We start from the raw sequence: 13,478 nt of genomic DNA, 5'->3' as shown, positions 1-13,478 counted from the left end.
TGCTATCTCTCGTACTTCCACATCCGCGTCTTGCCTTCGGCCAGCCACTCGACGGCTTCGGCGATACGTTTGTCGCGCGTCTCGGGACGCTTGGCCCCGGTAATCCATTCCAGATAGTCGTGACGGTGCGTCTTGCCGAAGCCATCGAGTGTCGCTTTGGCCTTCGGACTTCCCTCCAGCGCGGCCGCGAACTCGGGCGGGATCGGGATTTCGGGCCTCGGCTTGACCGGCGCCTTGCGCTTCACCGCCGATCCTTGGGTATCGATGCGCCGGCAGGCGTCGGCCAGCGCCGTTGCCAGGTCGGCATCGCTGGGCAAGTCGGCGAGCGAGGTGAGCTTGCCGCCTTCCTCGCCCTCGCCCTGGCGGCCGGTGCCGTGAATGGCCAGCATCGCGTGCTGCTTGAAAGCCGCAAACGTGGCGACGTTCTTCCCCTTGTAGGCGAAGGTAGGCTTGCCCCACTTGAGCGTCTCGGCGCCATCGGGCATCGCCGCGTGCACCACTTTGCGGATATGCGCGAACAGCGGCTGAGCGAAGGCGCCAACCGTTGCCATGTAGGCATCGACGCGCGGGTCCTTTTCCATCGGCCGGTCTCCTGGTCCCGGCGCGATGCTAACGCGGCCTTAATCGGCCAGCAACAGCACCGGGGTTTCGATGAGTTTCCTGAGTGCCTGGACGAAGCTTGCCGCGTCCCACCCGTCGACCACGCGGTGATCGCAGGAGATCGACAGGTTCATCAGCTTGCGCTTCTCGATCCGCTCTCCGCCCATGCCATCGGTCACGAACATCGGACGCTCGACGATCCGGTTGGGGCCGATGATCGCCACTTCGGGGCGGTTGATGACGGGGGTGGTCGCCACGCCGCCAAGCGGGCCGAGGCTGGTGACGGTCAGCGTCGAGCCGGATAGTTCCTCGCTCTTGGCGGTGCCACTGCGGGCCGCCTCGGCCAGCCGCACGATCTCGCGCGCGAGCTGCCAGATATTGCGGTCCTGCGCGTCGCGGATCACCGGGACCATAAGGCCGCCGGGGGTTTGCGTCGCCATGCCGAGGTGAACGTCGCCGTGCCGGGTCACCACCCCCGCCTCGTCGTCGTACCGCGCGTTGAGCATCGGGAACGCCGGCAACGTTTTCGTGATCGCGGCGATCAGCAAAGGCAGCATCGTCAGCTTTGGCTTGTCGCCGCGTCCGGCATTGAGCTGAGCGCGCATATCTTCGAGCGCGGTCACGTCGATCTCCTCGACATACGTGAAGTGCGGGATATTGCGTTTGGCCGCGGCCATGTTCTCGGCGATCCGGCGGCGCAGGCCGATGACCTTGACCTGCTCGTCGGCGCGCTTGCCGCCCGCCGGACGGTACCCACCCGAGCTGTTGTATGACAGGAACGCGTCGAGATCGGCGTGGCGGACGCGGCCCTCCTCCGACGGCGCGACCTGGCCCAGGTCGATGCCCAGATCTGCGGCCCGGGCGCGAACGGCCGGGCTGGCGAGTACCTTGGCGGGCGCAGGCGCTACGGCCGGAGCAGGCTTGGGTGCGGGCGACGAGACCGGCTCGGCGGGAGGGGGCGCAGCAGGCTCGGGCGCCGCTTCGCCCGCGCGTTCCTCGTTGACGGCCTGCGGGGTCTCGTTCTCGATCCGCTCGACGACCTCCTCGGCACGCGTCGCCGGAGCCTCGGCGGCCGCGTCCCCTTCGGTCTCGATCACGACCAACGTGGAGCCGATCGCGATCACGTCGCCGACCTCGCCCGCGACCGAGACGACCTTGCCCGACACCGGGCTCTCCATTTCGACCGTGGCCTTGTCGGTCATCATGTCGGCAAGGCGGCCGTCTTCCTCGACAGTGTCGCCCACGGCAACGTGCCAGGCGACAATCTCGGCCTCGGCTATGCCTTCGCCGATGTCGGGGAGGCGAAACGTGTAGGTGCCCATTGCGATCAGTCCTTAATGAGACGGTCTAGCGCCTCGCCGATGCGAACCGGGCCGGGGAAATAGGCCCATTCGAGGCTGTGGGGATACGGGGTGTCAAAACCGGTGACGCGCTCGATCGGCGCCTCGAGATGATGGAAACAGCGTTCCTGCACCAGCGCGGACAGCTCGGCGCCGAAGCCGCCGGTGCGTGTCGCTTCGTGAACGATCATGCATTTGCCGGTTTTCTTCACCGAAGTTTCGATCGCCTCGATGTCGAGGGGGACCAGCGTGCGCAGATCGATGATTTCGGCATCGATGCCTTTTTCGGCGATCACCGCGGCGGCAACGTGCACCATCGTGCCGTAGGCCAGCACGGTCATCGCCTCGCCGGCGCGCACGGTGCGCGCCTTGCCGAGGGGAATCCTGTAATGGCCTTCGGGTACCGCGCTGTCGGGATGCGCTTTCCACGGTTCGACCGGCTTGTCGTAATAGCCCGAGAACGGCCCGTTGTAGATGCGCTTCGGCTCGAAGAAGATGACCGGATCGTCGTCCTCGATCGCGGCGATGAGCAGGCCTTTGGCATCGTGCGGCGTGCTGGGGATCACTGTCTTCAAGCCGGCGACGTGGGTGAAGATCGCCTCAGGGCTCTGGCTGTGGGTCTGGCCGCCGAAGATGCCACCGCCGAAAGGGCTGCGCACGGTGATCTGGGCGGTGAACTCGCCGGCCGAGCGATAGCGCAGGCGCGCGGCCTCGGAGATCAACTGGTCGAGGCCCGGGTAAATGTAATCGGCAAACTGGATCTCGGGCACCGGGCGCAGGCCATAGGCCGCCATGCCAACCGCCGCCCCGATGATGCCGCACTCGTTGATCGGCGTGTCGAAGACGCGGCTCTTGCCGAACTTTTCCTGCAGGCCGGCAGTGGCGCGAAAGACGCCGCCGAAATAGCCGGCATCTTCACCGAATATGACCACGGCGGGATCGTGCGCCATCATCACGCCAAGCGCGTCGTTGATCGCCTCGATCATGTTGAGGCGGCGGGTCGGCGCGCCATTTGGCTCCTGCGCGGTCAAGCTCACCGTGGCGTCCTCGATCATCGGCCTGCCTCCCGTCCGGCGCCATCGCCGTCAAGCGAACCCGGCCACTTGACCTGGCGCTCACGAATGGCCTGCGCGGCCTGCTCCTCGAGGTGCCAGGGCAATTCCTCGTAAACGTCCTCGAACATCGTGTGGAAGGGATGGTGCAGGCCATGACCCAGGATGCCGTTCTTTTCCGCCTCCTTGGTAGCCGCCTTGACCGCCTCTACGTGCTCGCGATCCATCGCCTCGTGCTGCTCGTCGCTCCACTCACCCAGTTCGATCAGGTGATTCTTCAGGCGCATGATCGGATCGCCCAGCGGCCACTCCTCGCGCTCCTGAGCGCTGCGATAGGCGCTGGGGTCGTCGGAGGTGGAGTGGCCTTCGGCGCGGTAGCTGAAGTGCTCGATCAGCGTCGGGCCCTTGTTGGCGCGGGCGCGGTTGGCAGCCCACCGCTCGGCCGCATAGACCGCCAGCGGGTCGTTGCCATCGACCCTCAGGCCGGCGATGCCGTACCCGATCGCGCGCGCGGCGAACGTCGTGCGCTCAGCCCCGGCGAAGCCCGAGAAGCTGGAAATGGCCCACTGGTTGTTGACCACGTTGAAGATTACCGGCGCGTTGTAGACCGCGGCGAACGTCAGGGCGGCGTGATAGTCGCCCTCGGCCGTACTGCCCTCACCCACCCACGCGGCGGCAAGGCGGGTATCGCCCTTGATCGCGCTTGCCATCGCCCAGCCGGCCGCCTGCGGCAGCTGCGTTGCAAGGTTGCCGCTGATGGTGAAGAAATTGTGCGCCCGACTCGAATACATGATCGGCAGCTGACGGCCTTTCAGCTTGTCGCCGCGGTTCGAGTAGATCTGGTTGATCATCTCGACCATCGGGTAGCCGCGGGCGAGCAGTATCCCCTGCTGGCGATAGCTGGGGAACACCATGTCGTCGCTGGCCAGCGCATAAGCGGCGGCGACGCTGGTCGCCTCCTCCCCGGTGCACTTCATGTAGAAGCTGGTCTTGCCCTGGCGCTGGCCGCGATACATCCGGTCATCGAACGCGCGCACCAGCGCCATCGTGCTGAGGATCTTGCGCAGCGTGTCTGGATCGAGCTTCGGATCCCAGGCGCCATGGGCGCGATTGTCCTCGCCAAGCACGCGCACCATGTCGAGGCAGAGCGGGTGGGTTTCCTTCGCCTCGCAAGCCTCGTCCGGACGCGGTGCCTGGCCGACCGGCGGGATGTCGAGGAACGAGTAGTCGACCGGGTCACCGGGGCGAAAGTGCGGCTCGGGAACGTGCAGGCTTAGCGGCGAGAGATTGCCGCGCCCGGCATGAGGACTGTCGGCCCTGTCGGCCATCCGCTTGCACTCCCGAACTGAACCGGTCCGCTGCGCACAAGTCGCGCAATGGCCGGAATGATGTTTTATTCAGGCGACATAATATTTCGTCGCCGCACAGGCGTCAAGGAGGGAGCGCGCGACCGGGGTCAAGGTTCCGTCACACCGCGACGGGCGCGGCGATCGGCGGCTGGGGGGCGTAATCGCGCACGGTGAAATCGTCGATCGCGTAAGCGAAGATCGTTTCCGCCCGCGCCGCCAGATCGAGCCGGGGATCGCCTGACGGGACCCGCGCCAGCTGCGTTTCGACAAGGTGCGCGTGGTTGAGGTACAGGTGCGTATCGCCGCCCGACCACACCAGTTCGCCCGGCTCCAGGCCGGTCTGCTGCGCCAGCATCCGCGTCAGCACCGTTGCGCCGACAAGGTTGAACGGCAGCCCCAGCGCGACGTCGCAGGACCGCTGCGTCAGCAGGCACGACAAGCGCCCGCCGCTGACGTGGAACTGGTAGGTCTTGTGACAGGGCGGCAACGCCATCCGGTCGAGCTCGGCAACGTTCCAGCCCTCGACGATGTGGCGCCGGCTGGCCGGGTTCGTTCGCAGCGACGCGACCACCTGGCTGACCTGATCTATCCCCGGTCCGCGGCGGAACAGGCCGTCTCCGGCGGGTTCGTAGGTCGGCCAATCGACCCATTGCTTGCCGTAGACCGGACCCAGGTCGCCCCAGCGCGCAGCGAAGGCATCGTCGGCCACGATGCGCGCCTCGAAAGCCTCCTGCGTGATGTCATCGCCAGTGTCACGGCGGTATTTGGCCAGCGGCCAGTCGCTCCAGATCGTTACCCCCTGCTCCAGCAGCGGGCGGATCGAGGTGCTGCCGGTCAGGAACCACAGCATCTCGCGCGTGGCGGCTTTCCAGTAGACCCGCTTGGTGGTCAGCAGCGGAATCCGCCCCTCCGACAAGTCGAAGCGCAACTGCACCCCGAACAGCGACCGGGTGCCCACGCCGGTTCGATCGATGCGCTCCTCACCATCATCCCAGATGCGCCGCATCAGGTCGAGATACTGCCATTCCCAGTGCTGCCGGGGGGGAGAATCGGGGACTGGGCTGGGGCTTGGCATCAATCGACGCTAGCGGCACCAATCGCGGCTTGCCACCCGAGATAACGCTGCTTATAGGCGCGCTCCTGCCTCGGGCCCGGCAACGGGCTCGGCATCGGTCGGGGAATAGCTCAGCCTGGTAGAGCACTGTCTTCGGGAGGCAGGGGCCGGAGGTTCGAATCCTCTTTCCCCGACCATTTTCCTTATATCGCGATATCCTCCCCTTCGGGGGAACAGGCGCGCCGGCGGGCCATTGTCCCGGGTGACATATCATCCAGGAGCAATTGACGTGGCCGATTCCTACACCGACGCGATCGCCAAGCTGAAAGCCGATCACGACAAGACCGAAGCGTTGTTCGCCAAGGCGGAAGACGCTTCGCCCCAGGACGTGCGCAAGATCGGCGTGCAGGTATGCAACCTCGTCAAAATTCACATGACGCTGGAAGAAGAGTATTTCTATCCGGCGCTGCGCGGCAAGGCCGAAGCGGACGACGACAAGCTGACCGAGGGCCTGGTCGAACACGATTCGGGCAAGGTCCTGATCAACGACCTGCTTTCGGGCGACAACGACGACGATACGTTCGGGCCAAAGCTCCAGGTCCTTGGCGAACAGATGGAGCATCATCACAAGGAAGAGGAAGAGCCCGGCAAGGGCGTCTTCTGGCAAGCGCGCGAGGCCGGCCTCGACCTGGTCGCGATGCTTGACCAGATGCTGGCACGCGAAGCCGAACTTAAGGCCGAGCTCAAGGCCGGCGATTTGCCCGACGCCGAGCTGCTTTACGTCGACGCCGGCAAGACCAGCTAGCCGCCGCGCAGCAGCTGAACGCCCCAGTCGCGTTCGAACAGATACAGCAGCAGCCGCGCGGCCTCGCCGCGCGGCCCTGACAGCCCGCCATCACGCTCCAGCAGGAGCCGCGCATCATCGTGCGCGATCGGCAGCAGGCGCTGGGTCTGCTCCAGTTCGGCGACGCGGAACGGCGTATCGCCCGACTGTCGCGTGCCTAGCAGTTCGCCGCCCCCGCGCAGGTTCAGATCCTCCTCGGCCAGGCGAAAGCCGTCCTGCGTCTCACGCATGAGGGCCAGGCGGGCGCGGCCCGTGTCGCTCAACGTGTCGCCGCGCAGAAGCAGGCAGCTGCTGGCCTGGCTTCCGCGCCCCACCCGGCCGCGCAACTGGTGCAACTGCGCCAGGCCGAACCGTTCGGCCTGCTCGATCACCATCAGCGTCGCCGCCGGCACGTCGACGCCGACTTCAATCACCGTTGTTGCAACCAGCAACTGCGCGTCTCCGCGGGCGAACCGGTCCATCGCAGCGTCCTTGGCCTCGGGCCGCATTTGCCCATGAACGAGGACCGCCGTGTCGCCAAAGCGCGCATGGAGCGCGGCATGGCGCGCCTCGGCGGCGGCGAGATCCTCGTTCTCGTTCTCGCGCACCATCGGGCAGACCCAGTAGGCCTGGCGGCCTGCCGCCAGGTGGCGCGCCAGCGCCTCGACCACGTCGGGCAGCCGTTCGGCGGCGACGACCCGGGTGTCGATCGCCTGACGTCCTGGTGGCATTTCGTCGAGCCGGCTCACGTCCATCTCGCCATATTGCGCCAGGGTCAGCGTCCGGGGGATGGGAGTGGCGGTCATCGCCAGGCAGTGCGGGGTTTGCCTTCCCTTCTGGCTCAGCAAGAGGCGCTGTCCGACGCCGAAGCGGTGCTGCTCGTCGATCACCACCAGCCCCAGGTTGCGATAGGCCACGGCGTCCTGGAACAGCGCATGCGTGCCGACGACGATGTCGATACTGCCGTCGAGCAGCCCCATCAGGATCGATTCGCGCGCTCTTCCCTTGTCGCGACCGGTCAGGATCGCGATGCTCGCCCCGGTGGGCGCCAGCATCGCGCGCAAGGTTTCGAAATGCTGGCGGGCGAGGATTTCGGTTGGCGCCAGCAGCGCCGCCTGCGCACCCGCCTCGACCGCGATCAGCATGGATTCCAGCGCCACGACCGTCTTGCCCGAACCGACGTCGCCCTGCAGCAGCCGCAACATCGGCGCGGCTTGCGCCAGATCGCCCTCGATCTCGGCGATCGAGCGTCGCTGCGCTCCGGTGAGCGGGAACGGCAACGCCAGCTTGCCGCGCAGCCGCCCGTCACCCTGCAGCGATTGGCCGCGCCGCGCCCGGTTGGCATCGCGTACCAGCAGCAGGGCCAGGCTGTTGGCGAGCAATTCATCGTAGGCGAGACGGTCGCGCGCGGCGCCGTGTTCGCCGCGGTGCGCCAGGACGAGCGAATCGCGCCAGGACGGCCAGTGCATCTTCATCAGCAATTCGGGCTCGATCCATTCGGGCAGGTCTTCCGCGTGTTCGAGCGCCTGTTCGACCAGCGCGGCCAAGCGGCCTTGGGTAACCCCTTCGGACAAGCCGTAAACCGGTTCGCAAAGGGTCCCCAGGCTTGCCTCGCCCTCGTCGGCGACGTGGTCGGGATGCACGATCTGCAGCATCTGGCCGAACTGGTCGAGCCGGCCGGCGATCCACTTGCGCGTGCCGAGCGGCAATTGCTTCTTCGCCCAGCCGCCCCCGCCGCCAAAAAAGCTGATCGCGCATATGTTGCCGGCAGCGTCGGCCGCCAGCACGCGAAAGGGTCCACGCCCGGCGCTGGCGCGATATTCGCGCGGCGTCAGCGCCACCACGATGTTCTCGCCGACGTTCGCGTCGTCCAGCGTCTCGATCACCCGCCGGGTCACGAACCTGTCCGGCAGGTGATAGGCAAAGTCGCGCACGCGCGTCAGTCCCAGGCGCTCGAGCGGGCGGGCCAGCCCCGGTCCCACGCCTTTCAGCGTGGCGGCGGCGGCGAACAGGGGATTGAGGCGTTCGGGGCGCATGGTCGCAGCGCCTTTAGCCGCTTCCCCACGCTTCGCGAAAGGGCTAGGGGCGCGGAGGAGCAAAAGGGTGCTGCCGGCCAGCCGGTCGGTCGTGCTCAGCTTGGGTTAAGCCGTCCGGGACCACCGCGCCGGATAGACGAGTGCCGCCGCCGGCGGCCGAAAAGACGAAGGTTTTGAGACACGTGAACCAGACCGCCTCTTACGGTTCCACCCCCTTCCGCCGCTTTGCTCGCCTGGCGCTTGGCACGGCCTGCGCCGCCATGGTCGCCGCCCCGGTGCTGGCGCAGACCGCCCCCACCTCGCCCGCAGCGCCGCAGGCGCGCGCCGGTGTGCAACCCGCGCCTGCACCGGCCGCCGCCGCGCCAGGCGCCATCACGATGCCCGAGAATGCGACGCTGTACGGCAAGATGGACCCTAACCTGCGCAAGGCGACGGTTATCATCAACGGCGAAGTCATCACCGGCACCGATGTCGACCAGCGCGTCGCGCTGATCGTCGCGGCCAGCCAGGGCCAGATCGGCGCCGAAGAACTCGAGCGCCTGCGCCTGCAGGTGCTGCGCAACCTGATGGACGAGACCCTCCAGATCCAGGAAGCCAAGGCCCAGAAGATCGAGGTCGAGAATTCCGAGGTCGAGAGCACGTACGCCCGCGTCGCACAGCAGAACTTCGGCCAGAACACCAAGGCGATGGACGCCTATCTGGTCAAGATCGGGTCTTCGCCCGCCTCGCTCAAGCGCCAGATCCGCGGCGAGCTGTCGTGGCAGCGGCTGCTGGGCCGAAACGTCGAGCCGTTCGTGAACGTCTCGAACGAGGAAGTGAAGGAAGTGCTCGACCGGCTCCAGGCCGCCAAGGGCACCGAGGAATACCGCGTCGGCGAGATTTTCCTTGCCGCCAATCCCGAGAACAAGCCCGCGGTGTTCGCGCGTGCCAAGTCGATCGTCGACGAGCTCAAGAAGGGTGGCAGCTTCGTCGGTTATGCGCGCCAGTACTCACAGGCCTCGACCGCGGCCGTCGGCGGCGACCTTGGCTGGATTCGCGCCGGGCAGCTGCCGGATGAGCTCAATACGCCGATCACGCAGATGGCGCCCGGCCAGCTCGTCGGCCCCATCGAGACCCAGGGCGGATTCTCGATCGTGGCCCTCATCGATCGGCGCAAGGTGCTGACCGCCGATCCGCGCGACGCGATCCTTAGCCTCAAGCAGATATCAATCGCCTTCCCGCCCGGCACCAGCGACGCCGATGCCGCGCGGCGCGCCCAGGCGTTGGCCACCGCAGTCAAGACTTCGCGCGGGTGCTCGACCATCGACGGGATCGTCAAGCCGCTTGGCGCCGAAGTGGTCGCGAATGACCAGATGAAGGCGCGCGACCTGCCCGACCAGCTGCAGAACCTGCTGCTCAAGCTGTCCCCGGGCGAAGCGACTCCGCCGTTCGGCACGCTCAAGGATGGTATCCGCATCCTGATGCTGTGCGGCCGCGACGACGCGCAGATCAGCGCCGGGCCCAACTTCGACGAGCTGCAGAACCAGATCGAGCAAGAACGCGTCAACAAGCGCGCCCAGATGTACCTGCGCGACCTTCGCCGCGACGCGGTGATCGATTACAGCACCTAGTCCGGCGATGATGCTGCCGCTGGTCGTCGCCCCGGGCGATCCCGCCGGTGTCGGCCCCGAACTGATCGCCGCAGCCTGGGCCGCGCGCACCCTGCCCCCGTTCGCGGTGGCGGGTGGCGCACGGTTGATCGCGGCGGCAGCGGCGCAGCGCGGTATCGACTGCCCGGTCGCCGAGATCGATGACCTGACCGAGGCGATCGCCGTGTTCGCGCAGGCCCTGCCGGTGCTGCGCGGGCTGGAGTGCGACTACCGCCCGGGGATGCCCGAGCGCGACGGTGCGGCCTTCGCGCTGGCCGGGCTGACGCTGGCGACCGGGCTGGCCGTTCGGCAAGAAGCCGCCGGTCTCATCACCGCACCGGTATCGAAGGCACTGCTTGCAGAGGTCGGGTTCACGCACCCTGGTCAGACGGAGTTCGTGGCGGCCGCATGCGGCACCGCGAGCCAAGACGCGGTCATGCTGCTCGCCGGGCCGCGCCTCAAGGTCGTGCCGGTCACCGTGCATATCGCGCTGGCAGAGGTCCCGCGCCGCCTGACGACCGACGCCATCATCCGCAAAGGGCGCATCCTGGAGGCGGCGCTCAGGCGCGACTTCGGTATCGCCAACCCGCGCATCGCGGTGGCCGGTCTCAACCCGCACGCTGGTGAGCGCGGCCGCATGGGCGGCGAGGAGCACGCGGTGATCGCGCCTGCGATTGCCGCGCTTCAGGCCGGCGGCATCGCCGCGACCGGCCCGGTGCCGCCCGACGCGCTGTTCACGCCGCGCGCCCGCGAAGGCTATGACGCGGCGCTGTGCATGTATCACGACCAGGCGCTGATCCCGCTCAAGGCGCTGGATTTCGACCAGGGCGTCAACTGCACGCTCGGCCTGTCCATCGTGCGCACCTCGCCTGATCACGGCACCGCCTTCGATATCGCCGGCAAGGGGCTGGCCGAGCCCGGCGCGACGATTGCGGCGATCCACATGGCCGCGGCCATCGCGGCGCGGCGCGCGTCATGACGCTGCCGCCCCTGCGCGAGGTGATCGCGCGCCACGGCCTGATGGCGACCAAGGCGCTGGGACAGAATTTCCTGTTCGACGAGCAACTTCTCGATCGCATCGCCGCGATCCCCGGCTCGCTGGAAGGAGCCCGGGTGCTCGAGGTCGGTCCCGGCCCCGGCGGGCTGACCCGGGCGCTCCTGCGCGCGGGGGCGCGAGTGACTGCGATCGAGATGGACCGGCGCTGCCTGCCGGCGCTGGCCGAACTCGAGGACGCCTTTCCGGGGCAATTGCGCGTGCTCGAAGGTGATGCGACCAAGATCGATCCGGGGATCGACGGCCCGTATCACGTGGTGGCCAACCTGCCTTACAACGTCGGCACCGCGCTGCTGGTGCGCTGGCTGGGCGGGCAACACTGGCCACCGCAGTGGCGTTCGCTGACGCTGATGTTCCAGCAGGAAGTTGCCCAGCGCATCGTCGCCGAGGCCGGCAGCGACGCTTACGGTCGGCTTGCCGTGCTGGCGCAATGGCGCGCGCACGCGAAGCTGGCGATGAAAGTGCACCGCAGCGCCTTCACGCCTCCGCCCAAGGTCATGAGCGCCGTGGTCCACATCGTCGCCCAAGCGATGCCGGACGGCGTCGGCGCGCGCATGCTCGAACGCGTGACCGAGGCCGCTTTCGGTCAGCGCCGCAAGATGCTGCGCCAATCACTCAAGGGATTACCGGGCGCGCTGGCCGCGCTCGAAACGCTCGGCATCGACGCGCAGCGCCGCGCCGAGACGCTGAGCGTGGACGAGTTCGTCTCGATCGCGCGCGCGCTGTCCTAGGCCGCAGTGGCGAACGCCTCGACCGGCAGCTCCATCATGGCGGCGGCGCCGCCCTCGATCTTGCGGCGCAGCGCACCTGCATCGGGGGCATAACGCTCGGCATAATAGCGTGCGGTCACCAGCTTGGCCTCGTAGAACGCCGTGTCGTCGCTGCCGGCGTTGAGCGCGGCCGCGGCGGCAGTCCCCATGCGCACCCACATCAGCCCCAGCGCAACGATCCCCATGATGTGCATGTAATGGTGCGCGCCGGCGGCAGCGTTGTTCGGGTCCTTCATGGCGTTCTGCATCAACCACATCGTCGCGGCCTTCAGTTCGCCGTTGGCCTTTTCGACCTTCTCGGCCACGCCGGCCAGGCGCTCGTCACCCTTGGCGGCGGCGCATTCCTCGTCGACCATGGCGAAAAAGCGCTGGATCGCCTTGCCACCGTTCAGCGCCAGCTTGCGGCCGACCAGGTCCATCGCCTGGATGCCGTTGGTGCCTTCGTAGATCTGGGCAATGCGGGCGTCGCGCACGAACTGGCTCATGCCCCATTCCTCGATATAGCCGTGGCCGCCGAAGACCTGCTGCATGTTCACCGCGATATCGAAGCCCTTGTCGGTGCCGTAGCCCTTGATGACCGGGGTCAGCAGGCCGATCATCTCGTCGGCGGCGGCGCGTTCCTCTTCCCTGGCCGCCTTGTGGCTGAGATCGACTTGCAGCGCTCCCCACAGGCACAGCGCCCGCATCGCCTCGGTGAAGGCCTTGGCATCCATCAACATGCGCCGCACGTCCGGGTGGACGAACAGCGTGTCGGCCTTTTCCTGCGGCTCGGCGGGGCCGGTCAGGGCGCGGCCCTGGCGGCGGTCCTGCGCGTAAATCACCGCGTTCTGGTACGACACCTCGGCCTGGGCGAGGCCCTGCATGCCGACGCCGAGTCGCGCCGCGTTCATCATGATGAACATGGCAGCCAGGCCCCTGTTTTCCTCGCCGACGAGCCAGCCCTTGGCGCCGTCGTAATTGAGTAGGCAGGTGGCGTTGCCGTGAATGCCCATCTTGTGCTCGATCGACCCGCACGAGACCGCGTTGCGCTCCCCCAGCGAACCGTCTTCGTTCACAAGGAACTTGGGCACCACGAATAGCGAGATGCCCTTGCTGCTTTCGGGCGCGCCCGGCAACTTGGCGAGAACAAGGTGGATGATGTTGTCGGCCAGGTCGTGCTCGCCCGCCGAAATGAAGATCTTTGTTCCGCTGATGGCATAGGACCCGTCGGCCTGGGGTTCGGCGCGCGTGCGGATCAGTCCCAAGTCGGTGCCGCACTGCGGCTCGGTCAGGTTCATCGTTCCCGTCCACTCGAGCGAGATCATCTTGGGCAGGTACTTGGCCTGCTGCTCGGGCGAACCCTTGGCGATAAGCGCGCTGATCGCGCCGTTGGTAAGGCCGGCATACATCGCAAAGGCGTGGTTGGCGGTCGACATGAACTCCTCGACCACGAAAGCCAGGACGTGCGGCAGGCCCTGCCCGCCGAATTCCGCGGGGTGCGAAAGCGACGACCAGCCGGCCTCGCGCAGCGCGTCGAAGGCGGCCTTGAAGCCTTTCGGCGTCGTGACCGAGGCATCGGCATTGCGGGTGCATCCCTCGCTGTCGCCGACCTGGTTGATCGGGGCCAGCACCTGGGCGCTGAACTTGCCGGCCTCATCGATCACCGTCGTGACGAAATCGGGACTGACGTCGGCAAAGCCGGGCAGATTCCCGTAACCGTCGAGCTTGAGCAGTTCATTGACGATGAAACGCGCATCGCGCGTCGGGGCCACGTAGCTGGGCATGATATCGTC

11 protein-coding genes and 1 tRNA gene are annotated in these 13,478 nt (G+C 67.2%); 5 read left to right on the top strand and 7 right to left on the bottom strand.

What is annotated here, in order from left to right; translation table 11 throughout:
* Nucleotides 1-2 precede the first annotated feature (2 nt).
* The 5 genes from ACOYW6_RS03500 to thyA all read right to left on the bottom strand — a co-directional run bounded on the left by ACOYW6_RS03500 (nt 3) and on the right by thyA (nt 5,416).
* Nucleotides 3-581, bottom strand: a complete 579-nt coding sequence (locus ACOYW6_RS03500) for a YdeI/OmpD-associated family protein (protein WP_423142432.1) — start codon at nt 579-581, stop codon at nt 3-5.
* A gap of 39 nt (nt 582-620) precedes the next feature.
* Nucleotides 621-1,922 carry a dihydrolipoamide acetyltransferase family protein gene (locus ACOYW6_RS03495; protein ID WP_423142431.1) on the bottom strand — a complete coding sequence of 434 codons (1,302 nt, stop codon included), beginning with the start codon at nt 1,920-1,922 and terminating at the stop codon, nt 621-623.
* Nucleotides 1,923-1,927: 5 nt separating this feature from the next.
* On the bottom strand, nt 1,928-2,995 hold the full coding sequence (locus ACOYW6_RS03490; protein WP_423142430.1) for an alpha-ketoacid dehydrogenase subunit beta: 1,068 nt from the start codon (nt 2,993-2,995) through the stop codon (nt 1,928-1,930).
* The gene (locus tag ACOYW6_RS03485) at nt 2,992-4,320 is read right to left on the bottom strand and encodes a 3-methyl-2-oxobutanoate dehydrogenase (2-methylpropanoyl-transferring) subunit alpha (protein WP_423142429.1); all 1,329 of its coding nucleotides are present in this window, start codon (nt 4,318-4,320) and stop codon (nt 2,992-2,994) included. Before ACOYW6_RS03485 ends, ACOYW6_RS03490 begins: the two co-directional genes overlap by 4 nt.
* Before the next feature lie 139 nt (nt 4,321-4,459).
* A complete protein-coding gene (thyA, locus tag ACOYW6_RS03480; RefSeq protein WP_423142428.1) occupies nt 4,460-5,416 on the bottom strand; it encodes a thymidylate synthase in 957 nt (318 codons plus the stop codon).
* 99 nt (nt 5,417-5,515) lie between these two features.
* Between thyA and ACOYW6_RS03475 the strand changes: the two genes are divergently transcribed.
* Together ACOYW6_RS03475 and ACOYW6_RS03470 are read left to right on the top strand one after the other, a co-directional pair.
* Nucleotides 5,516-5,592 (top strand) — tRNA-Pro (locus tag ACOYW6_RS03475).
* Nucleotides 5,593-5,684: 92 nt separating this feature from the next.
* Nucleotides 5,685-6,200: a hemerythrin domain-containing protein gene (locus ACOYW6_RS03470; protein WP_423142427.1), complete on the top strand. Its 516-nt coding sequence runs from the start codon at nt 5,685-5,687 to the stop codon at nt 6,198-6,200.
* Here the strand turns inward: ACOYW6_RS03470 and recG are convergent.
* Nucleotides 6,197-8,254 carry an ATP-dependent DNA helicase RecG gene (gene recG, locus ACOYW6_RS03465; protein ID WP_423142426.1) on the bottom strand — a complete coding sequence of 686 codons (2,058 nt, stop codon included), beginning with the start codon at nt 8,252-8,254 and terminating at the stop codon, nt 6,197-6,199. The two genes, ACOYW6_RS03470 and recG, sit on opposite strands and share 4 nt — an antisense overlap.
* A 260-nt stretch (nt 8,255-8,514) precedes the next feature.
* On the opposite strand from recG, the gene ACOYW6_RS03460 reads away from it, so the two are divergent.
* The 3 genes from ACOYW6_RS03460 to rsmA are packed head-to-tail and all read left to right on the top strand — an operon-like array spanning nt 8,515 to nt 11,667.
* Nucleotides 8,515-9,864 (top strand): foldase protein PrsA, encoded by a 1,350-nt coding sequence (locus ACOYW6_RS03460; protein ID WP_423143053.1) that lies wholly within the window; start codon nt 8,515-8,517, stop codon nt 9,862-9,864.
* A gap of 7 nt (nt 9,865-9,871) precedes the next feature.
* Complete coding sequence (gene pdxA, locus ACOYW6_RS03455) at nt 9,872-10,861, top strand: 4-hydroxythreonine-4-phosphate dehydrogenase PdxA (RefSeq protein WP_423142425.1); 990 nt, start codon at nt 9,872-9,874, stop codon at nt 10,859-10,861.
* Entirely contained in the window at nt 10,858-11,667 is an 810-nt protein-coding gene (gene rsmA, locus ACOYW6_RS03450; RefSeq protein ID WP_423142424.1) for a 16S rRNA (adenine(1518)-N(6)/adenine(1519)-N(6))-dimethyltransferase RsmA, read from the top strand. The genes pdxA and rsmA overlap by 4 nt, the downstream gene beginning before the upstream one ends.
* On the opposite strand, the gene ACOYW6_RS03445 is transcribed toward rsmA, so the two are convergent.
* On the bottom strand, nt 11,664-13,469 hold the full coding sequence (locus ACOYW6_RS03445; protein WP_423142423.1) for an acyl-CoA dehydrogenase C-terminal domain-containing protein: 1,806 nt from the start codon (nt 13,467-13,469) through the stop codon (nt 11,664-11,666). The two genes, rsmA and ACOYW6_RS03445, sit on opposite strands and share 4 nt — an antisense overlap.
* Nucleotides 13,470-13,478 lie beyond the last annotated feature (9 nt).

This window comes from Parablastomonas sp. CN1-191 (assembly GCF_049354825.1).
Taxonomy (GTDB): Bacteria; Pseudomonadota; Alphaproteobacteria; order Sphingomonadales; family Sphingomonadaceae; genus Novosphingobium.
Note: the sequence above shows the minus strand (reverse complement) of the source record. Positions and strands in the feature narration are given on the sequence as shown.